General features: G+C 44.9%; 20 protein-coding genes, 4 tRNA genes, 1 pseudogene and 1 other annotated feature. Of the genes and pseudogenes, 13 read left to right on the forward strand and 12 right to left on the reverse strand.

Features of this window, described 5'->3' with window-relative positions:
- Window position 1: 1 nt before the first annotated feature.
- The 8 genes from ITG09_10065 to uvrY all read right to left on the reverse strand — a co-directional run bounded on the left by ITG09_10065 (window position 2) and on the right by uvrY (window position 7,887).
- A complete protein-coding gene (locus ITG09_10065) occupies window positions 2-2,953 on the reverse strand; it encodes a pyridoxal phosphate-dependent class III aminotransferase (GenBank protein UPR51061.1) in 2,952 nt (983 codons plus the stop codon).
- 1,106 nt (window positions 2,954-4,059) lie between these two features.
- Window positions 4,060-4,135, reverse strand: a tRNA-Gly gene (locus ITG09_10070).
- Between the two features lie 36 nt (window positions 4,136-4,171).
- Window positions 4,172-4,258: transfer RNA gene (locus ITG09_10075), tRNA-Leu, on the reverse strand.
- 80 nt (window positions 4,259-4,338) lie between these two features.
- Window positions 4,339-4,414, reverse strand: a tRNA-Gly gene (locus tag ITG09_10080).
- A 36-nt stretch (window positions 4,415-4,450) separates the two neighbouring features.
- Window positions 4,451-4,524 (reverse strand) — tRNA-Cys (locus ITG09_10085).
- Window positions 4,525-4,790: 266 nt separating this feature from the next.
- Window positions 4,791-5,348, reverse strand: coding sequence for a CDP-diacylglycerol--glycerol-3-phosphate 3-phosphatidyltransferase (pgsA, locus tag ITG09_10090; GenBank protein UPR51062.1), 558 nt, complete (start codon window positions 5,346-5,348; stop codon window positions 4,791-4,793).
- 46 nt (window positions 5,349-5,394) lie between these two features.
- Window positions 5,395-7,227 (reverse strand): excinuclease ABC subunit UvrC, encoded by a 1,833-nt coding sequence (gene uvrC, locus ITG09_10095; protein ID UPR51063.1) that lies wholly within the window; start codon window positions 7,225-7,227, stop codon window positions 5,395-5,397.
- 15 nt (window positions 7,228-7,242) lie between these two features.
- Window positions 7,243-7,887, reverse strand: a complete 645-nt coding sequence (uvrY, locus tag ITG09_10100; GenBank protein ID UPR51064.1) for a UvrY/SirA/GacA family response regulator transcription factor — start codon at window positions 7,885-7,887, stop codon at window positions 7,243-7,245.
- 426 nt (window positions 7,888-8,313) lie between these two features.
- On the opposite strand from uvrY, the gene ITG09_10105 reads away from it, so the two are divergent.
- Window positions 8,314-10,677 carry a DNA polymerase II gene (locus ITG09_10105; GenBank protein UPR51065.1) on the forward strand — a complete coding sequence of 788 codons (2,364 nt, stop codon included), beginning with the start codon at window positions 8,314-8,316 and terminating at the stop codon, window positions 10,675-10,677.
- 133 nt (window positions 10,678-10,810) lie between these two features.
- Here ITG09_10105 and ITG09_10110 read toward each other — a convergent pair whose 3' ends face one another.
- Window positions 10,811-11,578, reverse strand: coding sequence for a nucleotidyltransferase domain-containing protein (locus tag ITG09_10110; protein ID UPR51066.1), 768 nt, complete (start codon window positions 11,576-11,578; stop codon window positions 10,811-10,813).
- Between the two features lie 137 nt (window positions 11,579-11,715).
- Here ITG09_10110 and yeiP point away from each other — a divergent pair, with 137 nt between their 5' ends.
- From yeiP to ITG09_10125, 3 genes are all read left to right on the forward strand, one after another.
- A complete protein-coding gene (yeiP, locus tag ITG09_10115) occupies window positions 11,716-12,285 on the forward strand; it encodes an elongation factor P-like protein YeiP (protein ID UPR51067.1) in 570 nt (189 codons plus the stop codon).
- A 10-nt stretch (window positions 12,286-12,295) separates the two neighbouring features.
- A complete protein-coding gene (locus ITG09_10120) occupies window positions 12,296-12,625 on the forward strand; it encodes a YciU family protein (protein UPR51068.1) in 330 nt (109 codons plus the stop codon).
- A 147-nt stretch (window positions 12,626-12,772) separates the two neighbouring features.
- On the forward strand, window positions 12,773-13,255 hold the full coding sequence (locus tag ITG09_10125; protein UPR51069.1) for an RNA methyltransferase: 483 nt from the start codon (window positions 12,773-12,775) through the stop codon (window positions 13,253-13,255).
- 197 nt (window positions 13,256-13,452) lie between these two features.
- Here the strand turns inward: ITG09_10125 and rluB are convergent, their stop codons facing one another.
- The 3 genes from rluB to ITG09_10140 form a co-directional block, all read right to left on the reverse strand.
- Window positions 13,453-14,487, reverse strand: a complete 1,035-nt coding sequence (rluB, locus tag ITG09_10130) for a 23S rRNA pseudouridine(2605) synthase RluB (GenBank protein ID UPR51070.1) — start codon at window positions 14,485-14,487, stop codon at window positions 13,453-13,455.
- A gap of 159 nt (window positions 14,488-14,646) precedes the next feature.
- Window positions 14,647-15,267, reverse strand: coding sequence for a threonylcarbamoyl-AMP synthase (locus tag ITG09_10135; GenBank protein UPR51071.1), 621 nt, complete (start codon window positions 15,265-15,267; stop codon window positions 14,647-14,649).
- A gap of 62 nt (window positions 15,268-15,329) precedes the next feature.
- Window positions 15,330-16,184, reverse strand: a complete 855-nt coding sequence (locus ITG09_10140) for a PHP domain-containing protein (GenBank protein UPR51072.1) — start codon at window positions 16,182-16,184, stop codon at window positions 15,330-15,332.
- Between the two features lie 120 nt (window positions 16,185-16,304).
- Between ITG09_10140 and ITG09_10145 the strand changes: the two genes are divergently transcribed.
- From ITG09_10145 to ITG09_10185, 9 genes and pseudogenes are all read left to right on the forward strand, one after another.
- On the forward strand, window positions 16,305-16,430 hold the full coding sequence (locus ITG09_10145) for a Trp operon leader peptide (protein UPR51073.1): 126 nt from the start codon (window positions 16,305-16,307) through the stop codon (window positions 16,428-16,430).
- Window positions 16,377-16,491, forward strand: a sequence feature (Trp leader region). Its footprint overlaps the gene before it by 54 nt.
- A gap of 125 nt (window positions 16,492-16,616) precedes the next feature.
- Window positions 16,617-18,206 (forward strand): anthranilate synthase component 1, encoded by a 1,590-nt coding sequence (locus ITG09_10150; GenBank protein ID UPR51074.1) that lies wholly within the window; start codon window positions 16,617-16,619, stop codon window positions 18,204-18,206.
- 2 nt (window positions 18,207-18,208) lie between these two features.
- The gene (locus ITG09_10155; GenBank protein ID UPR51075.1) at window positions 18,209-18,799 is read left to right on the forward strand and encodes an aminodeoxychorismate/anthranilate synthase component II; all 591 of its coding nucleotides are present in this window, start codon (window positions 18,209-18,211) and stop codon (window positions 18,797-18,799) included.
- A gap of 9 nt (window positions 18,800-18,808) precedes the next feature.
- On the forward strand, window positions 18,809-19,804 hold the full coding sequence (gene trpD, locus ITG09_10160; protein UPR51076.1) for an anthranilate phosphoribosyltransferase: 996 nt from the start codon (window positions 18,809-18,811) through the stop codon (window positions 19,802-19,804).
- A gap of 26 nt (window positions 19,805-19,830) precedes the next feature.
- Complete coding sequence (gene trpCF, locus ITG09_10165; protein ID UPR51077.1) at window positions 19,831-21,282, forward strand: bifunctional indole-3-glycerol-phosphate synthase TrpC/phosphoribosylanthranilate isomerase TrpF; 1,452 nt, start codon at window positions 19,831-19,833, stop codon at window positions 21,280-21,282.
- A 131-nt stretch (window positions 21,283-21,413) separates the two neighbouring features.
- On the forward strand, window positions 21,414-22,604 hold the full coding sequence (gene trpB, locus ITG09_10170; GenBank protein UPR51078.1) for a tryptophan synthase subunit beta: 1,191 nt from the start codon (window positions 21,414-21,416) through the stop codon (window positions 22,602-22,604).
- Window positions 22,604-23,410, forward strand: a complete 807-nt coding sequence (gene trpA, locus ITG09_10175) for a tryptophan synthase subunit alpha (GenBank protein UPR51079.1) — start codon at window positions 22,604-22,606, stop codon at window positions 23,408-23,410. Before trpB ends, trpA begins: the two co-directional genes overlap by 1 nt.
- Window positions 23,411-23,779: 369 nt before the next feature.
- Window positions 23,780-24,358: pseudogene (locus ITG09_10180) on the forward strand (dicarboxylate/amino acid:cation symporter).
- A gap of 176 nt (window positions 24,359-24,534) precedes the next feature.
- A complete protein-coding gene (locus tag ITG09_10185; GenBank protein ID UPR53624.1) occupies window positions 24,535-25,764 on the forward strand; it encodes a dicarboxylate/amino acid:cation symporter in 1,230 nt (409 codons plus the stop codon).
- Window positions 25,765-25,887: the final 123 nt, after the last annotated feature.

A 25,887-nucleotide genomic window follows, 5' to 3' on the forward strand; every position in this document is an offset into this window, starting at 1 on the left:
ATTACCCTTGTTGTTCTGCTAACTCAATAGCTAAAGTTTGAATTTTGTTAATTAGAGATTTGAAATCTGATGTCGTTAAGCACGGATTCAAGATAGTAAACTTCAGCGCGCTTTTACCATCGACGACCGTTTCGCCAAGCACGGCAACACCACGAGTCAGCGCCTCCAGTCTTAACGTCTGGTTCAGTTTGTCTAAATCTAGCTCGCCATTTGCTGATTGCCCATTGCTAGGCAGTGAGCGGAACAGCACAGTCGACAGTGACGGCTCAGCAAGTAGCTCAAAATCGTCATGCTTCTGGATCAGATCAGCAACTTGAAGCGTCTGTTCTAAAAGATGATCGTACATATCACCCAACTGCTTTGGCCCAACACTTTGCATCGTCATGAAGACTTTCAATGCATCGAAACGTTTAGTCGTCGCAATAGACTTATCGACTAGATTTGGCAGCTCATCGTGTTCACGATTCAAGTAGTCTGCGTGATGCAGTAGGTACTTAAAGTTCGCTTTGTCTTTCAGCAGCACAGCACCACAACTGATCGTTTGGAAGAACAACTTGTGGAAATCAACGCTGACAGAATCCGCTTTTTCGATGCCTTTCAGACGAGCTTTATGGCTACTTAAGATAAGAGCGCCGCCATAAGCACTGTCGACATGGAACCAAAGGTCTTGTTGGCTTGCGATGTCTGCAATCGCTTCAAGGTCATCGATAGCACCATGGTCGGTTGTACCCGCCGTACCAACCACAGCAAAAGGAATCAGACCTTTAGCTTTAAGTGCTTTCACTTCTGCATCTAGCAAGTCAGCTTTGATGGTGCCGTTGGCATTGGTATCGACACAACACACTGCAGCTTCGCCTAATCCCATTAATGATGCGGATTTTTGAACCGTGAAGTGAGATTTCTTTGAACATAAGATACGCAGTTTGCTCGCGCATTCTGGCAAGCCAAGCTTTTGGATAGAGTGACCATTGTGCTTATCCGCAACCCAGTCTCTTGCTAGCAACAAGCCCATTAGGTTGCTTTGCGTACCGCCGCTGGTGAAAACACCGTCAGCTTGCTCACCAAGTTGGTATTTGTCACACATCCAATCCACTACGCGCTGCTCAACATAAGTCGCAGCCGATGCTTGATCCCAAGAATCCATTGATTGATTCAACGCCGCGATAATCGATTCCGCGGCAACCGAAGCCATAAGAGGAGGAGTGTGAAGGTGTGCAATACAGTCTGGGTGTTGCACGAAGATGGAGTTTGCAGCGACAAGGTCTGCAGTGCTACCTACAACATCAACCAAAGCGTGTTGATTGTTATCGAGGTCGACAGCATTGATAGCTGCTTCTAGCACTTTTGGTTCTAAACCCGAATAAGGGGTTTCAACCTGTTCAAAAACCGCTTTCATCGCTTGAGTGGTTTGGTTCATCACGTTAGCAAATTCGTCGCTACCGCCTAAACCTGTTTGGATGAAATGCTTGTTCCACTCTTGATTTGATTGTTCAGTTGAAGCTTGTTTTTCTTGAACACCTCCGCCAGCAGCAATGATGGCTTCTTCCATCACTCGCAATGCAAAGTCAATCTGATCAAAAGAGATAATCATTGGCGGGAGGAAACGAATTACCGAACCATCACGACCACCCTTTTCAACCATCAAGCCGCGCTCTAACGCTGCTCGTTGAATCGCTAGGGTTAGCTCGCCGTCCGATTGTGGTTCGCCAAACTTGTTAAGCTCACCATTTGGTTGCTTGATCTCAGCGCCGAGCATCAGGCCTTTACCACGAACTTCAGCAATACAGTTCACACGCGATTGAATCTTCTCAAGCCCATGACGTAAATATTGTCCTGCGATGTTTGCGTGCTCAACCAAACCATCACGTTCGATGATTTCCAACGCCTTAGCGCCAGACACCATTGCTAATTGGTTACCACGGAAGGTACCGGTGTGTTCACCCGCTTTCCAAGTATCAATGCTCTTATCGAATACAAGCAGCGACATCGGCAGTCCGCCGCCAATCGCTTTAGACAAGCATAAGATATCAGGGTTAACACCTGACTCTTCAAACGCAAAGCGATGGCCTGTTTTACCCACACCACATTGAATTTCATCAAAGATAAGTAGGATGCCGTGTTCATCACAGATGCGACGCAAGCCTTGTAGCCAAGATGCCGGAGCTGGAATCACACCGCCCTCACCTTGCACGGGCTCTACGATCATCGCAGCCGGTTTCATGATGCCAGATTCGTCGTCATTCAACATACGTTCGATGTAACGGATACTTGCGTTAGCACCCGCTTCACCACCAATGCCAAACGGGCAGCGTAGGTTGTATGGGAAAGGCATAAAGTGCACATCAGACATCAAGCCACTACGACGCTCTTTAGTGCCTAGGTTACCCATCATGCCCATGGTGCCGTTCGTCATGCCATGGTAAGCACCACGGAAGGCAAACATGGTGTTGCGACCTGTGGTTTGCTTGGCTAACTTGATCGCGGCTTCCACAGCGTCAGCACCGGATGGGCCACAAAATTGAAGAACCGAGTTATTTGAAAAGTCTTGAGGAAGAAAAGCTTTAACTCGCTTGATAAACGTCTCTTTTGCTTGAGTCGTGATATCAAGAGTTTGGTATGGCAAGCCAGAATCGAGCTGGTCTTTGAGTGCTTGGTTAATCTCAGGGTGGTTGTAACCCAGAGAAAGTGTACCTGCACCAGCTAAGCAATCGAGAAAGAGTTGGCCACGAGTATCTTCAACTAAGGCACCACATGCTCGCTTAATAGCGATAGGAAGGCGTCTTGGGTAAGAGCGAACATCCGACTCATGCTGTTCTTGCTCTAGCAAAATAGCGTCAGGTGTTAGGTCGTACGTCCCCTCTAAGATAGGAACCATAGTTGAAAATGAATTTGCGATAGTATTAATATCGACTTCAAAGGCGGTAGTCATAAAAGTCCCCTTGAATGTGTTCATACTCACCTCCATCAGACGCAATTACCCACCAACCCTCTTTAAATTTGGAGAGAGTTCATAGTGAAGCACGCGTATTGTCTAGAAATGAGATATAGCTGTACGCTCGCATAAGTCAAATGACGAATACGAAATTAAGCCGTCTTAAGACAGCGATAAATTGTTAGCGTGAGCTCAAGGTTCAGTAATGCTACTGTTTTGAAGAATTGGACATTTTTGCAGGATCGGGCAGCTATGAGGAGCTGGTCCCTTTGGAAATGCAGAGCTGATTAGCAATGTTGTAATTAGTGTGTTCAATGTTGGGTTTCCCATTAACATGGCGAACTGCGCCATAAGTATCCCGTCTATCGGCTAAAGAACTAGCCAATACCTACCCTACGTAATGTCCCAATCAGCAAGAATGGTCACTACGCGTATCCCCCAGAAGCAATCGTTGCTCTTTTTGAACATTGTTCATTCCGAGATTGCGCGGGAAAATAACATAAAGTGAAATGAACGATCAATAGTTTTTAATAATAGCTTGATAAATAGCAGCGGTAGCTAAGAAATTGCTGTAAATATCGTCAACACTATCGTTTAGGAAAGAGATCCCCGGTTCGCTCGTCCCTCACGCCCGAGGATGACGACGTGGAGTTGCAAACGTTACTAGAGAGGCTTTGAGGTCATGGCGTCTTTCCATCATTCCCTGGAGCGAGGAACGAGTCCATAGGGAACCCCTTACAACATATCGTTGCATTACTTTATTCAAGAAGCTATCTGATGCGATGAATTAAACACAAGTTAATCAGCAGGCCGTAAGTAAATCCCCGGTTCGCTCGTCCCTCATGCCCGAGATGACGACATGGAGTTACAAACGTTGCTAGAGAAGCTTTGAGGTCTTGGCGTCATTCCCTAGTACGAGGAACGAGTTCATAGGGAATCTCGCTTTTTAAAACTAACTTGTCGAAACAAACTTGATTGCGAAATTTTGAGATAGATATAGATATAGATATAGAGATAGAGATAGAGATAAATTTTGAGCTCGAGCTCGAACAAGAAGAGTTCTTAAACGTAAAAGCTAAACGCCAGAAACCAAAAAGCCCGAACATTTCTGTTCGGGCTTTTTAATTTGGAGCGATACATCGGGTTCGAACCGATGACCTCAACCTTGGCAAGGTTGCGCTCTACCAACTGAGCTAGTATCGCATTTGCTACTTCCGTTAAGATGTAGACTTTAATAGATGGTGCCCCGGGCCGGACTTGAACCGGCACAGCGCGAACGCCGAGGGATTTTAAATCCCTTGTGTCTACCAATTCCACCACCAGGGCACGCAATTCTTTATTGCGATGCCGATTACTGAAAAGTAAAACACCATCTTAATGCTGACGCCAATCAGCATTACAAAATTTGGAGCGATACATCGGGTTCGAACCGATGACCTCAACCTTGGCAAGGTTGCGCTCTACCAACTGAGCTAGTATCGCATTTTCATTCATATTCTTTCTACAAAAAAGATAGAATGGAGGCGCCTCCCGGAGTCGAACCGAGGTCCACGGATTTGCAATCCGCTGCATAGCCACTCTGCCAAGGCGCCTTAGTAACTCCAATCGAATCGCTTATTGCCATCCTCTTGGGTACGGGATGCATTCTACGGATTCAGACGATTGAGTCAATATTATTTTTGTATTTTTAATTCGTTTGAATAGATTTCATACGAAACAGGCCAAATAGCTGACTTTATGTTCAAAACACACTGTGAGCGGGTTATTCAAAGGAGATCTATATCACATTAGATATCCACTATTGATAACTTAACCTTAGGTTAAAGATCAAAAAAGCGAGCCTCAGCTCGCTTCTTCATCAATGATGTTTTTCGTCTAACAAATCGTCCTTGGCAGCCATCAAGTATTGCGCCATCGACCAGTAGGTTAGAATCGTTGCAACATAGAGCGCGATGTAACCAACCCAAACCATCCAATCATCATAGCGCCAGATAAGCACCCACAACGCGAACATCTGAGAAACCGTTTTAACCTTACCGACCCAAGATACTGCAACACTTGCGCGTTTACCGATTTCAGCCATCCATTCACGAAGCGCTGAAATAATGATCTCGCGAGCTATCATGGTCACGGCTGGGATAGTCACCCAAATCGAGTGGTAATGCTCAGTAATCAGGATAAGAGCCGTAGCGACCAGCACTTTGTCAGCCACTGGGTCAATGAAGGCACCGAAGCGAGAGGTTTGCCCTAACTTACGAGCTAGCATGCCATCTAGCCAATCAGTGAAACCTGCTACCCAAAACACCATCGCAGCAGCGAAAGGAGCCCATTGATAAGGTAGATAGAAAACGACAACGAATACTGGGATCAAAAATAGTCTCAGTAAGGACAAAATGTTAGGTATATTCAAACGCATATTATTGGGCTCTTATTAATTGCGCTTTAATGGTGCGGGATTTTTACTATTGTTTCAATGCTTGATAAATGTTTTCTGCCAAAGAATGACTAATGCCCGGCACTTTGGCTATTTCTTCGACAGTTGCGCGCTTAAGTTCTTGTAAGCCACCCATATATTTCAACAAAGATTGACGGCGTTTCGGCCCCACCCCTTCGATTCCTTCCAAAGCGCTGGTTCTTCGCGTTTTACCACGTTTCGCTCTGTGCCCTGCAATCGCATGATTATGGCTTTCATCGCGAATGTGCTGGATAAGGTGCAACGCTGGCGCATCACTTGGTAAGTTAAATTCTTCACCTTCAAGGGTTACCAAGGTTTCTAAACCCGGTTTACGCGTTACCCCTTTCGCAATACCCATCATCCTTGGTCTAAACGGCCAATCACCCCAATATTGAGAAATGATCTCATGAGCGCGGTTTAGCTGACCTTTGCCACCATCGATAAAGATGATGTCTGGGATCTTGTCGACATCGAGTTGCTTCGAGTAACGCCTCTCAAGCGCCTGACCCATCGCTGCATAATCATCACCACCTGTAATGCCTGTGATGTTGTAACGACGGTACTCCGGTTTAACCGGGCCTTCTTGATTGAACACCACACACGACGCAATCGTGCTTTCACCCATGGTATGACTGATATCGAAACATTCCATGCGCTTGATAGCATCCATCGACAGCACTTCTTGAAGCTCTTTGAAGCGCTGATTAATCGTCATCTTGTGATTAATCTTGGTGGTAATAGCCGTCAATGCATTGGTGTTCGACAATTTAAGGTAACGACCTCGAGTACCTGAAGGGTTGGTATTGAAGTGAATCTTACGACCCGCCACTTCACACAAGGCTTCTTGAATCGGTGTGACATCTTCCAGCAAATCGGCATTGAGAATCAAACGAGTTGGGATGGTTCTCGCTTCATTATGCGCAAGATAGTATTGGCTTAAAAAGCTCGAAAATACCTCTTCTCGCACCGTATTGTTTGGAATTTTCGGGAAATGGCTTCTACTGCCTAAAACCTTGCCTTGGCGAATCATCAAGATATGAATACAAGCTACGCCATTCTCTTGAGCAAAGCCCAACACGTCCATATCTTCCATTGAATCGTCGGATACGTATTGTTGTTCTTGCACGCGTCGAATCGCTTGGATTTGGTCACGGAAAGCAGCAGCTTGTTCAAAACGAAGCTCACGGCTTGCTGTGTCCATCTTATCGATAAGCGTCTCAAGGACGAGCTTATCTTTCCCTTGCAGGAATAGACGAACGTAATCGATAAGTTCACTGTACTCTTCATCAGAGATGATGGAGCTGACACATGGCGCGGCACATCGGCCAATCTGATACATCAAACACGGGCGTGTTCTGTTGGCATAAACCGTATCTTCACACTGGCGGGCAGGGAAAATCTTTTGGATTAGGTGTAGCGTCTCACGCACAGCGCCGGAATCAGGGTAAGGACCAAAGTATTCGCCCTTTTTCTTCTTAGCACCACGATGCATCGACAAACGAGGATGCTTGTGACCGCTAATAAAAATATAAGGGTACGACTTATCATCACGCAAAAGTACGTTGTATTTAGGCAAGTACTGCTTGATGTAGTTGTGCTCAAGAATGAGCGCTTCTGTTTCCGTGTGCGTTACAGTGACATCGATCTTGTCAATATTACTGACTAGAGCGCGTGTTTTTTCACTGTCGACTTTTTTACGGAAATAACTGGAAAGGCGTTTTTTGAGGTTCTTAGCTTTACCGACGTAAATAACGACAGCCTCGGCGTTATACATTCGATAAACGCCGGGCTGCTCTGTTACTGTTTTTAGGAATGAGACTGAGTCAAACAAGTTGGTCACTATACGATCTCAGTGTTAAAGGGTCTCAGTGTCTAACATTCCATGTCTAATCGCTAAATGCGTCAGCTCTACATCGCCACTGATATCCAGCTTACTGAACAAGCGGTAGCGGTAACTGTTGACTGTTTTAGGACTTAGATTGAGTTGCTCTGAAATATCCGTCACTTTCTGACCTTTAGTAATCATCATCATGATTTGAAGTTCACGTTCAGATAAGTCTGCGAATGGATTTTCAGACGCAGGCGAGAATTGGCTCAAAGCCATCTGCTGCGCAATTTCTGGTGAAATGTATCGTTGGCCACTATTAACCACTCGAATTGCATTTACCATTTCATCCGGACCTGCCCCTTTAGTAAGGTAACCAGCAGCTCCAGCTTGCATCACTTTAGTTGGAAACGGATTTTCCGTATGAACAGTTAAAACGATGATTTTAACATCAGGGTTGAAACGCAAGATTTTCTTGGTTGCTTCTAAGCCACCAATACCAGGCATATTCATATCCATCAAAATAACGTCAGTATTGTTAGTACGACACCATTTTGCAGCATCTTCACCGCTTTCAGCTTCCCCTGCTACGTTCATTCCACGGACGTCTTCAATAATACGTCGTATCCCTGTGCGAACCAGCTCGTGATCATCTACAAGGAAAACATTTATCAAACTTGTATCTCCACACTATTAATTGGCTCTGCAACCACTGTGTCGTTTCATCTGTTTGAAACAATTGAACAAAGGAACAGTGGATCGCAGCATTGAGTACATCTTAACTTAATTACTAAAAAAAAGCTCTGTTGAATATGTGCTGAAACACGAACTTTAGCAAGTACTTATTAACAAATAAGCTAACTAAAACAACAAGCTTTTTCTAAAAATCAACCAGTTAAAACAACACCCAATAAAATTACATAAGATAAAGATATTTTCAATACCATTGAATAACCATTCGCGACAATTTCACTTATTTGCCTATAGAGTCCCGTTATTTGCCTCTACTAACTAGAATTTAGTTAGTATTTTTACTGCCTGTTGTACGCAGAGGGTCGCTAGATGGTAGTATTCGATTCCCCATTTCAATAGGTTACTACATTGGATATTCAGCAAGGCTTTGTACTCACAAGACAAGCAAGAGATTTTTCAGGGCGCACGCAAATCGACTTGTGGTTAAGCACCCCTCAAGGCCCTACTCTGCTGACAATTCAAAATGAAAAACCTGTATTTTTTGTTGCTCAATCTGATGTAGAAGCATGTCAGGCAATCGCAGCGAAAGAGTCGATCGATTGCCAATTTAAGCCTCTAGAATTAGCCACCTTCGAGCAAACACCTCTCGCCGCATGTTACACCTCACTGTCGAGAAGTAGCTTTGGTTTAGCGCAAGCCTTTCACAACGAAGAAATCCAAACCTTTGAAAGCGATATTCGACTCGCCGATCGATTCTTAATGGAACGTTTTATCAAGGGAAGTATTGAGTTCACTGGATCTGCTGTGCAAAAAAGTCAGCACCGTCGAGTCTCAAACGCAAAATGCCGTTCAGGTGATTACTTACCCAACCTATCAGTGGTCTCGCTTGATATTGAGTGTTCGGAAAAAGGCGTGCTTTATTCAATTGGCCTAGACAGCCCGATGGACAGCCGAGTGATCATGGTCGGCGAACCACAACAAGCAGACACCAACATCCAATGGGTTGCCAACGAGAAAGCGCTACTCGAAGCAATGATAGCTTGGTTCTCTAAATTTGATCCTGACATCATCATTGGTTGGAACGTTATCGACTTCGATTTCAGGCTGCTGCACAAACGTTCAGAATGGAACGAAGTGAAGCTCAACATCGGCAGAGACAACCAACCGAGCTTTTTCCGTAGTTCCGCTCAAAATCAGCAAGGCTTTATCACGATTCCAGGCCGCGTTGTCTTGGATGGTATCGATATGCTCAAGACAGCGACCTACCACTTCCGTTCTTGGTCACTCGAATCGGTATCACAAGAACTTCTTGGGGAAGGTAAAGACATTCATAATGTTCACGATCGCATGGACGAGATCAACCGAATGTTTAAGTTCGATAAACCATCGCTCGCCAAATATAACCTGCAAGATTGTGTGCTAGTAAACCGCATCTTCGAACGCACTCACCTACTCGACTTCGCGATTGAGCGCTCTCGATTAACCGGTGTAGAGCTGGACCGCGTTGGTGGCTCTGTTGCCGCCTTTACCAATTTATACATGCCTCAGATACACCGAGCAGGTTACGTGGCACCGAACTTAGAGCCTGAAAACTGGATCGCTAGCCCCGGTGGCTATGTAATGGATTCAATTCCCAACCTGTATGACTCGGTGTTGGTACTCGATTTTAAGAGTCTGTATCCATCGATCATTCGCTCATTTCTGATTGACCCTATGGGGCTTATAGAAGGGTTGAAGCTGGAACTAGGGCCTGCAGAAGACCAAGCAGTAGAAGGCTTTCGCGGTGGTCAATTCCATAGATCTAAACACTTCTTGCCTGAAATGATTGAAAACCTCTGGGCTGCACGAGATGTTGCGAAGAAGAACAACGAAAAGGCCTTCTCTCAGGCGATCAAGATCATCATGAACTCATTCTATGGTGTGTTAGGTTCATCTGGTTGTCGTTTCTTCGATACCCGCTTGGCATCCTCTATCACCATGCGTGGGCATGAGATCATGAAGCAAACAAAGGTTCTGATCGAAGACAAAGGCTATCAAGTGATTTACGGCGATACCGATTCAACCTTCGTGTCTCTGAACGGCAGTTATGATCAGCAAAAAGCAGACGAGATAGGGAATGAACTGGTCGCTTACATCAACGATTGGTGGACGAATCATTTAAAAGAGACCCACAATCTAACCTCAATACTTGAACTGGAGTACGAAACTCACTATCGCAAGTTTCTAATGCCAACGATTCGAGGCTCTGAAACAGGATCAAAGAAACGTTATGCTGGCTTAATCAATCAAGGTGACCAAGAGAAGATCATCTTTAAAGGACTTGAAAGTGCTCGTACCGATTGGACACCTCTCGCACAGCAATTCCAACAAACCTTGTATGAGATGGTGTTTCACGATCAAGACCCGACCGACTATGTCAGACAGTTTGTCGATGAAACCTCTGCTGGCAAGCATGATGATTTATTAGTGTATCAAAAGCGCTTACGCCGCAAATTGCACGAATACCAAAAGAACATTCCGCCACAGGTGCGCGCTGCAAGATTAGCAGACGAAATCAATGCCCAGCTTGGTCGCCCGCTTCAATACCAAAACAAAGGACGTATTGAATATTTGATTACGCTGAGTGGCCCAGAGCCCAAGGAGTACTTGAAGAGTGGCATCGATTATCAACATTACATCGATAAGCAGATTAAACCGGTCGCAGAAGCGATTTTGCCATTTATAGGGTTAGATTTTGAAAGAGTCAGCGGCCAGCAACTAGGCCTGTTCTAGATTGAATTCTCTTTTCTAGGCGACATTAGACTCGAGATATCGATTAAAACTCGGGCCAAACATCAAAACAAAAAAAGCAGAGGAGTGCTTAACTCGTTCTGCTTTTTCATATCAATGGATAGCTTACGAACCTCTATCCGATTCTGAACTCAGTTTTCTGATACTGCTTAATCAACCACTCACCAAAACCATCAAGAATACCGATCACCGAACGTTTAGGGATTGGTCTACCAGAAAGTAAAATACCCAACCTTTGGATTTCGACTTCTCGATCTGGATGATACTTCAAAAATTGCTGGCCACACTCTATTGGATCATCGAACCAATATTTATCGCGGTACATCACCAAAGAGTAACTCGCTCTTAGCAGCTTTTTAGCAATGACTACTTGCGCGGCCACTTGTTGCTCTGGCGTTGTTGCTCGGGCTATTTTATTGCGATACACCGCCAACCAGTTTTCCGCATCCATATTCCAATGCTTAGCAATTTCCCAGCTTGTTTCAAAATCACCATAACAATCTGACAAATCTTCACCATGCACACACACGGCTAAATGCTTGAGCATAAAACCCCATGTGAAGATGTTGTCGAAATCAACTATCTCGCTCACCAAGGTGGTTTTGATCGCCACTTGAGTGACCTGAGGGAAGCTCTTTTGGAAGCGCCATTTGATGGTATTCAGCAGCGTAGTTCGTTGATCTGGAAACGGTCGATGAGTCACCACAACCACATCTAAATTGGATCGACCGACAACGGCTTGCTTACGTGCCACACTGCCATAAACATAGACACTGTGCAGATTAGAACCTAATCCGCCTTTTAAAGAGGTAATCAGATCGTTAACCACAGGTTGAAATTCAGGTTGAAAAGGCTGTGTTGGGTCAATAACAGGTAGCTGCATAGGTCGTTTCGGTAAATAAAATAATGATTTAACTATAACTCTATGATCGCCTAGGTGACTTTATGATTCAAGCTATTCCTATTTATAGCATCTCCGAGATATAATCAGTGGATAGACCCACTAAGGACAAACACAAAATGCCTAGAGCAAGTGAAATTAAAAAAGGTTTTGCTATCACAGTAGAAAGCAAAACAGTAATCGTTAAAGATATCGAAGTGACTACACCAGGTGGCCGTGGCGGCCAAAAGATTTACCGCTTCCGTGGTAACGATGTAGCAACTGGCGTTAAGACAGAAGTTCGTCACAAGGCTGACGAAATCGTTGAAACTATCGATGTTACTAAGCGTGCAGTGATGTTCTCTTACGTTGATGGCAACGAGTACATCTTTATGGATAACGAAGATTACACACAATTCATCTTCAACGGTGAAATGATCGAAGACGAACTGCTGTTCATCAACGAAGAAACTCAAGGCGTGTACGCAATTCTTATCGATGGCACAGCGGCAACTCTTGAACTGCCTTCTTCGGTTGAGCTTGTTATCGAAGAAACAGACCCTTCAATCAAAGGTGCTTCTGCTTCTGCTCGTACTAAACCAGCTCGTTTATCTACCGGCCTTACTGTTCAAGTTCCTGAGTACATCGCAACTGGCGATAAAGTAGTAGTGAACACGACTGAACGTAAATACATGAACCGCGCAAGCTAAGATACTTATTATGACCGAAGCTAACGACCTAATGTCTTACGACGATGCAATTGATACTGCATACGACATCTTTCTTGAGATGGCACCTGATAATCTTGAACCTGCAGACGTGATTCTATTCACAGCTCAGTTTGAAGATCGTGGCGCTGCAGAACTTGTTGAAACTGGCGATGATTGGGTTGAACATGTTGGCTTTGAAGTCGACAAAGAAATCTACGCTGAAGTGCGCATTGGTCTTGTGAATGAAGCTGATGACGTTCTAGACGACGTATTTGCTCGCATGTTAATCAGCCGTGACCCAGAACATAAGTTCTGTCACATGCTGTGGAAACGCGACTAATACCGCTGTTGACGCTCATCTGCATGAGTAAACAAGTATTCATGTAAGCGAGTTAAAAGTTAGCCGAGCCGATTGCTCGGCTATTTTTATCACGCAATTTTTCATCGTGATTACTCACTTTCATCATCAACTTTAGATTCACTGATTATGACCAAAGCAAAAACAGACACACAATCAAAAGGCTATGCCTGCATTGGCCTAGTTAACCCAAAGACGCCTGAAAACGTAGGCTCTGTGATGCGAGCTGCTGGCTGCTACGGCGCCAACTCTGTTTTTTACACTGGCACACGCTACGACCATGCGCGAAAATTCCATACCGACACCAAAGAAAAGCACTTAGCCCTACCTTTAATTGGTGTTGAAGAGTTGAAAGACATTATTCCAGTAGGCTGCGTGCCTGTAGCTGTTGATCTGATTGAAGGTGCTAAGCCTCTACCTGATTACAAGCACCCACCACGCGCGTTTTACATTTTTGGCCCTGAAGATGGCACGCTAAAGAAAGAGATCACAGATTTCTGTCGTGAGACGATTTACGTTCCGACCAACGGCTGTATGAATCTAGCGGCATCAGTGAATGTTGTGCTTTACGACCGACTGGCGAAGGGCGATAACTTTTCGAATCATAAGTAAAAGGAACGAGATACGAGATGCGAAAAGCTCGCTTACTGCGTTTATGGCAGTATGTTTTCGATACTCGATTACTCGCATCCCGCATCTTTTATTTCTTTTAGACGTAAAAAAACCTGCTCAATGAGCAGGTTTTTAGTATTCAGTGCTTTCAGCTAATGAAGCTTTAAGCTTGAGAACAGAAGCAATTACCGGCGTAATTACTGACGTGTTCTTGGCTTAGCTGGTTTAGCCGGACGACCGTTGTTCAGTTTAGGCTTACTTTTGTTAGCCTGAGGGTTGCCTTTGTTTGCAGCTGGAGCGCTACGACCTGAATCAGGTGTTGTAGTACCGCGAGTTGCAGGCTTCTTACGCTTAGTCTGGTTGCTACGGCCTTTAGGAGCATTTGCACGCTCTTCGTGACGCTTAACAGCACGACGAATTTTCTGGCTACGAGAACGCTCACGCTTACGAGAAGTGTTTGAAGGATCAAGATCCAAAAGTGTCTCTTTCTCAGGCTTAAGCTCAACAAGCTCACGTAGGTAGTTAACTTCTTGAAGATCTAGCTCTTTCCAACCGCCACGAGGCAGTTTCTTATCAAGGTAGATATCACCGTAACGTACACGCTTCAGGCGGCTTACTGTCGTTTCTTGAGATTCCCAAAGGCGACGAACCTCACGGTTACGACCTTCGTTAATCGCAACGTAGAAGGTATGGTTCATACCTTCACCACCAGCGTAAACCACATCTTCAAAACGAGCCATGCCGTCTTCTAGTTGTACGCCACGAGTCACGTTTTTAACTTTCTGTTCAGTCACTTCACCGAATACACGTACTAGGTACTCACGCTCAACCTGACGGCTTGGGTGCATTAGACGGTTTGCAAGCTCACCATCAGTAGTGAAAAGCAAAAGGCCTGATGTGTTTGCGTCAAGACGACCAACTGAAATCCAACGAGAACCACGGATCTTAGGTAGACGATCGAAAACAGTACGGCGGCCTTCAGGATCGTGACGAGTACAAAGCTCACCTTCAGGTTTGTAGTAAGCAAGTACACGACAAACCACTTCTTCAGAAGCCTTGCCTGAAACAGTATGGCCATCGATACGGATCACTGAGTTCTCGTCTTCAAGACGCTCGCCCAGTTTCGCAACTTGACCGTTAACACTTACACGACCAGATTTGATTAAACCTTCTAGTTCACGACGAGAACCGTGACCAGCTCGCGCTAAAACCTTCTGTAATTTTTCGCTCATTTACTCTTTTCTACCTAATTGTCGTCTTCACAGACGTCGAATGAATTTTTCGCGACCAAATCGCGGTCGCGTATTATCGCAAATAACCTGCCAAAAAGCACTTGTTATTTACTGTGGCAGGTTTGCTGTATCGTTACAGACTGTTAATCAGTAAAGCGATTATTCAAACGGCGCAGGATCGCCGGCACCACGACGTAGAACCACGGCATCATCGTCACTAAAGTCAATAACCGTCGTCGGTTGTTCACCTAAGTAACCACCATTCAAAATAACATCAACCGCATGCTCTAGGCTGTCACGAATTTCTTCTGGATCTGACTCTGTAGTCTCGTTACCCGGAAGGATCAGAGACGTCGACATCAGTGGTTCGCCCATCGCTTCCAACAGGTCGAGTGCAATCTTGTTGTCTGGGACACGAATACCAATCGTTTTACGCTTAGCGTTCATCAAACGCTTTGGCACTTCTTTTGTTGCTTTGAAAATAAACGTGTAAGCACCTGGCGTGTGCGCCTTAAGCAGACGGAAAGCCACGTTATCTACTCGTGCATACAGTGACAACTCAGAAAGGTCACGGCATAACAAAGTGAAATTGTGCTTGTCATCGATGCGACGAATTTTACAGATGCGTTCGAGTGCTTGTTTATTCTCAAGCTGACAACCCAGTGCATAACCGGAATCTGTTGGATAAACCACAACGCCGCCATTGCGAATAATCGCAACCGCTTGAGTAATTAAGCGTGCTTGTGGGTTATCTGGATGTACATAAAAAAACTGGCTCATTGTTGATCCTCGTTATCGAATCTCTCGACTCTATCATCAGAAGGAGCTGGTTCACCTAAAGACTATTCAGATGGTGAAACCGTTTGAAACTCCCAATCTTTCCATACTTCTTCGACCCCAGAAGGTAGCCAGAGATTACGTCCAAGTTCCATCCATGGGGATGGGTAATGGAAATCACTGCCTTGGGAGGCTAATAGTTTGTATTGTATAGCATAATCCGCGAGCGTGCGTCTTTCTTGTTGCGCTTGCTGAGGTTGAGCGACTTCCATCGCATCCCCTTTCGCTTCAACAAATGCAGCTAGCAGACGCTTAACCCACTTGGCTGTAAGGCCATATCGCCCAGGGTGAGCAAGTACGGCTTGTCCACCAGCAGCATGAATAGCCGTGACAGCATCACTCATTGAACACCACGTTGGCGGCACATAACCTGGATTATTGCGAGTAAGAAACTTTTTAAACACCTGTTGCATGGTTTTTGCGTAGCCGTTGTCGACTAACCACTTCGCAAAGTGAGCGCGAGTAATAGGCGCATCACCCGCAATCAATTTAACTTCTTCTAACACCCCTTCACGAGTCGCTTTCTCAAGACGTTGAGCAATCATTTCTGCACGTCCGATACGGTGTTGCTTCTGTTGCTCAATGAGCGCTTTAAGCTCTGGTGACTCAGGGTCAACGTTTAACCCAACAATATGGATATCTTTGTTTTGCCAAACAGTCGAAATCTCAATACCGTTGATCAGCTGAATAGGAAGGTTGTTATCAGCAATATAGTTACGTGCTTCAGCAAGCCCATCAGTCGTGTCATGATCTGTAATCGCTAGCGCTTCGATGTTAAAGCCAAGCGCTCGGTCAATTAGCTCAGGTGGAGTAAGTCGGCCATCTGAGGCTGTTGTATGACTATGTAGATCAATTCTCATATATTCTTTTTCATTGTTTTCAATTTTTATCGTTATATTTGTGTCAACACACTTGACCCGCAAGCAGAAAACTAGTTAACTAGTACACAAATACGAAGTATCACATTTGATAGGTTCACCATGTTACAAGAATTTAACCAAAACCATAAAGATAAAGTTTTAGAACTTTCTTCAGTAGAAGCAAGTTCAGAGCTTAATTGGTGGCGCACTTGGACAAGTTCTTGGTGGGCTAACGTGTACTTCTAGTTAAACAGTTTGTTTATAAAAAAGTTATCACTAAGCCCGCTTTAATAGCGGGCTTTTTAATTTGTCGAACATCTCACATTCAACTGACTAACAAATCAACGAATTGACCATATTCTAGATTGGGTGAAAGGTATCTTTATGCGACTATGTACGGCAGGAAATTTAAAGAATCATAAAGGAGGTCTTGTGAACAAGGCCATTGAAATCAAAAAGCTGGGAACCATTGAGGTCATCAATTCTTCAGTTCCTTACTCGCAAGATCCAACCAGCGTTTTTCATACTTTGTGTGAAAACAAAACAGACAGTCTGTTGTTGGAATCTGCTGAGATTGAATCTAAACAGAACCTGACAAGCCTACTCCTTATCGACTCTGCTGTTCGTATTGTATGCCGCGGACATGAAGTAACCTTTCAAGCGTTGACTCAAAACGGTCAAGCGCTTATCGAACATCTGACTCAAAACGTTAAAGCAGAGATTAAATCTGATCTGACAGATAACTTACTGACGCTGACTTTTGTTGAGCCGAGCAACGAATTAGACGAAGACTCACGCTTAAGAGAAGCTTCTTCTTTCGATGCACTGCGTTTGGTTCAGCACAGTTTTGAGCAAGACGCTGATAATAAGCATGCATTGTTCATGGCAGGCCTATTCGCTTACGACATCGTGGCGAACTTTGAACCGCTAGGCGATGCTGAAGCAACCAACAATTGTCCTGACTTTGTTTTCTACGTGGCTGAAACCCTGTTACGTTTCGATCACCAAGAGAACGAAGGCCTGCTACACGCAAGCTTGTTCGCTCAAGACGAAAGCATCAAAGCACAGCTAACTGAGCGCTTAGCCGACATTCAAACACAATGCCAGTCATTGAAAGCCATTACAGAAGTTACGCCACTAAACAACGTTGACGCTGTACCAAGCGTTTCAGATGAAGACTTCTGCCAAACGGTTCGTGACCTAAAAGAGTACGTAGTAAAAGGCGATGTATTCCAAGTAGTACCTTCACGCCGCTTTACGCTGCCTTGCCCTGCTCCACTGGCAGCTTACAAAGAGCTTAAGCAAAGCAACCCAAGCCCTTACATGTTCTACATGCAAGATGAACTGTTTACTCTGTTCGGCGCTTCTCCAGAAAGTGCGCTGAAATACGAAACCGAAACCAACCAAATTGAGATTTACCCAATTGCGGGGACTCGTCGTCGCGGTAAGCGTCCTGATGGTCAAATAGATTTCGACCTCGATAGCCGTATCGAACTTGAACTGCGTACCGACAAGAAAGAAAACGCTGAACACATGATGCTTGTTGACCTAGCGCGTAACGATGTAGCGCGTATTGCGGAAGCAGGCACTCGCCACGTGGCAGACTTGCTAAAAGTTGACCGCTACAGCCATGTGATGCATTTAGTTTCTCGTGTTGTTGGTCAACTACGTGAAGACTTAGATGCCCTGCACGCTTACCAAGCTTGTATGAACATGGGAACGCTAACGGGCGCACCAAAAATCCGCGCAATGCAGCTTATCCGTGACGTAGAAAAAACTCGTCGTGGTAGCTATGGCGGTGCGGTGGGTTACCTAACCGGTGAAGGCACGTTAGATACGTGTATCGTAATTCGTTCTGCTTACGTTGAAGATGGTGTGGCACAAGTACAAGCTGGCGCTGGTGTGGTATTCGATTCGGACCCACAAGCAGAAGCGGATGAAACTCGCGGCAAAGCACAAGCGGTCATCTCAGCGATTCAAGCTGCACATACTAAAACCATTTCTAACAAGAAGGAGTCGTAATCATGGCTGATATTGTATTCATCGATAACTTCGACTCGTTCACTTACAACCTTGTAGACCAGTTCCGTTCATTAGGTCACAGCGTAAAAATTTACCGTAACAATATCTCTGCAAAGGTAGTTGAAGCGGCGATTAACGAATTAGATAACCCTGTTGCACTGCTTTCGCCAGGCCCTGGCGCTCCGGCTGATGCGGGCTGCATGCCTGAGCTGATTCAGCTACTAAAAGGCAAAGTGCCAATGATTGGTATTTGTTTAGGCCACCAAGCGATTGTTGAAGCCTATGGTGGCACCGTTGCAGGCGCAGGCGAAATCATTCATGGTAAGGTGTCGATGATGGAACACCAAAATCATGCGACTTACCAAGGCTTACCTTCGCCACTGGCTATTGCTCGCTACCACTCTTTAGTAGCAACGCATGTCTCTGATAGCCTAACGGTGACAGCTGAAGTCGATGATTTGGTGATGTCTGTGGTTCAAGAACAAGACAAGGTGTGTGGATTCCAATTCCACCCTGAATCAATTATGACAACTTACGGTGCAACGCTTCTTGCGAACGCTATCGAATGGGCTCTTGAGAAAAAGACGATATAGGAAACGATCATGGAACAGATTAATAAACTTTACGAACAGCAGTCTCTTACTCAAGAAGAAAGCCAACAATTATTTGATGTCATCATCAAGGGCGAACTAGACCCAATCCTGATGGCTTCTGCACTGACTGCACTTAAAATCAAAGGCGAGACGCCAGACGAAATTGCTGGCGCGGCGAAAGCACTGCTTGCCAATGCAAACCCGTTCCCACGCCCTGATTACGATTTTGCAGACATCGTAGGTACAGGTGGCGACGGTCATAACACCATTAACATTTCGACGACTTCAGCATTCGTTGCAGCCGCTTGTGGCCTAAAAGTCGCGAAGCACGGTAACCGCAGTGTATCGAGCAAATCAGGCTCTTCTGACCTACTGGATTCGTTTGGCATCAACCTAGCAATGACTGCGGAAGACACGCGTACGGCTGTCGATGAACTTGGCGTCGCATTCCTATTTGCTCCGCAATACCACGGTGGCGTGCGTCACGCGATGCCTGTTCGCCAAACCATGAAAACACGTACTATCTTCAACATCCTTGGCCCACTGATTAACCCTGCTCGCCCTAACATCGAGCTAATGGGTGTTTACAGCAAAGAGCTTGTACGCCCTATCGCGGAAACCATGCTGCAAATGGGCATGAAGCGCGCGGCGGTTGTTCACGGTAGCGGACTTGATGAAGTAGCGATTCACGGCGAAACCATGATTGCTGAAATCAAAGATGGTGCAATTCACGAATACACAGTGACACCGGCAGATTTTGGTTTAAACACTCACCCTCTTGAAGCTATCAAGGGCGGCGAGCCAGAAAAGAACAAAGCCATCACAACAGATATCCTGACGGGTAAAGGCACTGAAGCTCAAGTTGGCGCAGTAGCCGTGAACGTTGCTCTACTGATGCGCCTATTTGGTCACGAAGATCTAAAAGCTAATGCACAGCAAGCGATTGACGCAATGAACTCTGGCAAAGCATACGAGCTTGTACAAAAGCTTGCTGCACACGCCTAATGAACGACGGAGTTGAGACAAAGAACATGACACAGACTACCGATAAATTGTCGACCCACGTTTCAGTCAAAGAAGCTGAAATGGCGGAAGTATTAGCAAAAATCGTTCGTGATAAATACCTATGGGTTGAAGCGCGTAAGCAGACTCAACCATTGGACGAGTTTAAAGCGTCACTAACTGCAACAGACCGCAGCTTTTATGACGCTCTGAGCGGCGAGCAAACTGTTTTCATCACTGAATGTAAGAAGGCATCACCGTCAAAAGGTTTAATCCGTGACGAGTTTGATTTGGACTACATTGCATCGGTTTACAACAACCACGCAAACGCAATTTCAGTGCTGACAGACGAGAAATACTTCCAAGGTGACTTCGAGTTTTTACCTAAGGTTCGTAGCATTGCTAAGCAACCTATCCTGTGTAAAGACTTCATGGTTGATACCTACCAAGTCTACTTAGCTCGTCACTACTCAGCTGACGCAATTTTGCTAATGCTTTCGGTATTAGATGACGAAGAGTACAAAGCGCTGGCTGAAGTCGCTCACTCACTCAACATGGGTGTGCTTACTGAAGTCAGTAACGAAGAAGAACTTCACCGTGCTGTGGCTCTAAACGCTAAGGTGATCGGCATTAATAACCGTAACCTACGTGACCTTTCGACGGATCTGAACCGTACTAAAGATTTGGCTCCGCTGATTCGCGAACTGGCTCCAAACGCAGTCGTGATTTCAGAGTCTGGCATCTACACACATCAACAAGTTCGTGACCTTTCAACATTTGCAGACGGCTTCCTAATCGGCAGCTCTCTAATGGCTGAAAAGAACCTAGAATTAGCGGTTCGTAAAGTAACACTGGGTGAAAACAAGGTCTGTGGTCTAACGCATTCAGATGACGCGGCGAAAGCGTATCAAGCGGGTGCAGTATTCGGTGGTTTGATTTTCGTTGAAGCGTCTAAGCGTCATGTTGATATCGAAGCAGCTCGTTTAACCATGAGCGGCGCACCTTTGAACTACGTGGGCGTGTTCCAAAATCATAGCGTTACTGACGTTGCGAAAACGGTTTCTGAGCTAGGCCTGTTCGCTGTGCAATTGCACGGTGATGAGTCTCAAGCATATGTCGATGAGCTAAAACAATCATTACCTGAAAGCGTTGAGATTTGGAAAGCTTACGGTGTGGCTTCTGGTGATGAAAACGGTGCTAAAAGCTCGCTGCCAGAATTGCTGGAAAGCAACGTGACTCGTCATCTGCTAGATACTAAAGTGGGTTCTCAAACAGGTGGCACAGGCCAAGTGTTCGATTGGAGCCTAATCAACAACCAAAACGCAATCATGTTGGCGGGTGGCCTAAACCCAGAAAATGCTAACCAAGCGGCTAAGTTGGGCTGTTTAGGATTAGACCTCAACTCTGGCGTTGAATCCGCTCCAGGTAAAAAAGACGCAGACAAGCTGCAGCGTGCTTTTGCAGCGATTCGCAATTACTAGTCCAAACTCGGCGCTAGAAATTAGAAAGCAGAAACTAAAAACATATTTGTGGGCTTTGCCTTTTGCGAAGCTCAAGCAAGATTAAATGACTTGGTGTGAAGACACATCAATAGAATTGAAGGAATAACACAATGGCTAAACTCGATGCCTACTTCGGTGAATACGGTGGTCAATACGTACCGCAGATCCTAGTGCCAGCACTAGACCAACTAGAACAAGCATTTATCGATGCACAAGCCGATCCTGAGTTCCGCAGTGAATTCATGACGCTTCTGCAAGAGTACGCAGGTCGTCCAACGGCACTAACGCTAACGCGTAACCTGACTAAAGGTACAAAAACTAAACTGTACCTAAAGCGTGAAGATCTACTTCACGGCGGTGCTCACAAGACAAACCAAGTACTTGGTCAAGCGCTGCTAGCAAAACGTATGGGTAAGCAAGAAATCATCGCTGAAACTGGCGCGGGCCAACACGGCGTAGCTACTGCTCTAGCGTGTGCTCTATTGGGCCTTAAGTGTCGTGTTTACATGGGTGCAAAAGACGTTGAACGTCAAAGCCCGAACGTGTTCCGTATGAAGCTAATGGGCGCAGAGGTTATCCCTGTTCATTCTGGCTCTTCAACGCTAAAAGACGCATGTAATGAAGCACTACGTGACTGGTCTGCAACTTATGAAGACGCGCACTACCTTCTGGGTACTGCGGCTGGCCCTCACCCATTCCCAACGATTGTTCGTGATTTCCAACGCATGATCGGTGAAGAAACGAAAAACCAAATTCTAGCTCGTGAAGGTCGCCTTCCTGATGCCGTTATCGCTTGTGTTGGCGGTGGTTCAAACGCTATTGGTATGTTCGCTGATTTCATTGAAGAAGAGTCTGTTCGCCTAATCGGTGTAGAGCCTGCTGGTAAAGGTATTGATACCGACCAACACGGCGCGCCGCTTAAACACGGTAAAACCGGTATTTTCTTCGGTATGAAAGCCCCACTGATGCAAGATGAGAACGGCCAAGTAGAAGAGTCTTACTCTGTATCTGCGGGTCTAGATTTCCCATCAGTTGGTCCTCAACACGCGCACCTAAATGCGATTGGCCGTGCTGAATACGACAACGTGACCGATGATGAAGCGCTAGAAGCGTTCCAATTGATTGCACGTAAAGAAGGTATTATTGCAGCGCTAGAGTCATCTCATGCTTTGGCTCATGCTGTTAAAATGGCTCACGACGACCCAGAGAAAGAACAGCTATTAGTCGTTAACTTATCTGGTCGTGGTGACAAAGACATTTTCTCTGTACACGACATTCTTAAAGAGAAAGGAGCATTATAATGGATCGCTATCAATCACTCTTCACTCGCTTAGCTGAAAAAAATCAGGGCGCATTTGTACCATTCGTAACGGTTGGCGATCCTAACCCAGAGCAATCTCTTAAGATCATGGAAACGCTAGTTGAAGCGGGTGCTGACGCACTTGAGCTTGGTATCCCATTCTCAGATCCGCTTGCAGATGGCCCAACAATCCAAGGCGCAAACATTCGTGCTTTAGATTCTAAAGTAACGCCAGATGTATGTTTTGATCTTATTGGTCAAATTCGCGCTAAATACCCAGAACTACCAATCGGCCTACTGATGTACGCAAACTTGGTTTACGCACGTGGTATCGAGAACTTCTACGAGCGTTGTGCTAATGCAGGTATCGATTCAGTATTGATTGCTGATGTACCAACCAATGAAAGCGGCGAATTTGTTGCTGCTGCGAAGAAGTTTGGTGTTCACCCAATATTTATTGCCCCACCAACAGCAAGCGATGAAACACTTCAATCAGTTTCTGAGCTAGGTGGCGGTTACACTTACCTACTTTCTCGCTCAGGCGTAACGGGGGCTGAAACAAAGGCAAATATGCCAGTAACAGCGCTGCTTGACCGCTTGAACAAGTTCGACGCGCCACCAGCATTGCTTGGTTTCGGTATCTCGGCACCAGAGCAAGTAAAAGAAGCAATCGAAGCTGGCGCTGCAGGAGCTATCTCTGGTTCAGCCGTTGTCAAAATCATTGAAAACAACGTTGAACAGCCAGAAGCAATGCTTAAAGCACTTGCTGAGTTTGTTACGCCAATGAAAGCTGCAACACAAAAATAGTTATAAACTCCCATTAGTATAAAGATTAACACTAATGGGAGTTTTCTCCTTACACATGCCCAAGCCCTCTAGATTGTTAATTTTCTGATACAAACAACACTTCATTAATACCTAAAGCACTCATTATAAAACCCCTCGAAACATCACCAAAACATATAAGAAAAATAGAAAAACAAATAGCAAACGTTTGCTTTAGATTAAAAAAGCATCAACTGACATTAAATTGCTGCTTTTTGATAGCCTTTCACATTCGCTCATATTGATAAATGTAAAGGATACGTGTAAAACTCTTCGCGAAATATTTATCCAATGGTATATCGTACATTGGTAGGTAGTTCTGGGATTTTTATATTTAGTAGCACAGAGGTTATGGAAGTGTTAAAAGAAAAGAGTTTACTAAGCAACATCGGCGTTCAAGTCGTTATTGCAATGATCATCGGTACCGTAGTCGGCGCGATGATGGGTGAAAGCGCAACAATGTTCGCTCCACTGGGTGCTATCTTCATCAACTTGATCAAGATGCTGGTTATCCCTCTAGTCGCAGTTGCCCTAATTTCAGGTGCTGCTGGTCTAGGCAACAGCTCATCGGCCGGCAAAGTCGGTGTAACTACACTGGGTTACTTTGCACTAACGTCTGCACTTGCTGTAGCACTAGCGCTAATAATGGGTGAACTATTCGAACCAGGTCGTGGTATCGATGTTTCTGGCGTTGAAGGCATGTTCTCTTCTGAATACGCTGCGAAAGGTGAACTTCCGACGTTCTGGGCAACCATCACGGGCATGATCCCGACCAACGTTTTCCAATCACTGAATGAAGCAAACATTCTGCAAATTCTCGTTTTCTGCTTATTCTTTGGTATTGCGATTTCTAAACAAGCAAAAGAGAAACGTGACCCAATCATCAATGGCGTAAACGCGATTGTTGACGCTATGGTTTGGATGATCAACATAGTAAAAAGAAAAACACAGCACACCACTCCCCTTCTCGCATAAGTCTTTGTAATAAATATAAAAACAAAAGGGTTCTATTCAAAAATCCTTCTCTTTTTGTGTTTATTAAAACACCTATCTTTTTTATTCACCACTTAATATGAGGTAAGGACGTGTCTCAATCTAAGTCACTTATGGGTAATATCGGCTTTCAAGTCGTAATTGCTATGATCGTTGGTACTGCAGTTGGCGCAATGATGGGCGAATCTGCTGCTATGTTTGCTCCACTTGGTGCAATTTTTATCAACCTAATCAAAATGCTTGTAATACCACTGGTAGCAGTGGCACTAATTTCTGGTGCTGCTGGTCTTGGTAATAGCACTAATGCAGGTAAAGTTGGTCTTTCAACTCTTGCATTTTTCGGTCTTACTTCTGCTCTTGCTGTCGCTCTTGCATTAGTAATGGGTGAAGTTTTCGAGCCGGGTCGTGGTATTGATGTTTCTGGCGTGGAAGGTATGTTCTCTTCTGAATATGCTTCTAAAGGTGAATTGCCATCTTTCTGGGCTACCATCACTGGTATGATCCCAACTAACGTTTTCCAATCTCTGAATGAAGCAAATATCCTACAAATTCTTGTGTTCTGCCTATTCTTTGGTATTGCTCTATCTAAACAACCAAAAGAAAGGCGTGAACCACTAATCAACGGTGTAAATACTATCGTTGATAGCATGGTCTACATGATCAATTGTGTAATGATTATTGCTCCAATCGGTGTTTTCGGTCTAATGGCAGAAGCGGTTGGTACGTTTGGTTTTGGCGCACTAATGGTTGTGTTTAAATTATTCGTGGTTTACGTAGCCGCTATTCTTATCTTTGGTTTCGTTGCATACCCTCTAATGGTACAAATCTTCACTAAAACCTCAGCGAAGAAATTCCTTGTTGCAATGAAAAAACCACAAGCTGTTGCACTTTCAACTGCGTCATCTATGGCTACATTACCTGTAACAATGGATACGGTAGAGCACGAACTTGGCGTGAAGAACTCAACGGCTTCTTTTGTTCTTCCGTTAGGTGCAACTATCAACATGTCTGGTAATGCAATTTACTACGGTCTGGTTGCTATCTTCTTTGCACAGCTATTTAATATCGACCTATCTATGGGCGCTTACATAGCGATTATCCTAACCTCTACTCTTGGGGCTATCGGTCAAGCAGGTGTTCCCGGTCCTTCTTTCCTTGTTGTAGCAGTTCTACTTGCTGCTGGTATTCCAATCGAAGGTCTACCACTACTATTCGCTCTTGACCGTATCTTTGACATGATTCGTACTGCTCTAAACATCACTGGTGATGCAGCTTGTGCTGTAATCATTGATGCAATTGCTAAAGAAGAAACAGAAGTCGAGATAAAACAACAAGAAGTTTAATTAGTTTCGATGTTCAGCTACTAGAAAGTCACACAACCGTGTGGCTTTTTAGTATCTACTCTACAACCTTATGCACTAACTCATCATCAATCTTTGTGATAGACAATAAACCTCTTGTTACAG

Origin of the sequence: Vibrio cyclitrophicus (assembly GCA_023206055.1) — a bacterium.
GTDB classification, from domain to species: Bacteria; Pseudomonadota; Gammaproteobacteria; order Enterobacterales; family Vibrionaceae; genus Vibrio; species Vibrio cyclitrophicus_A.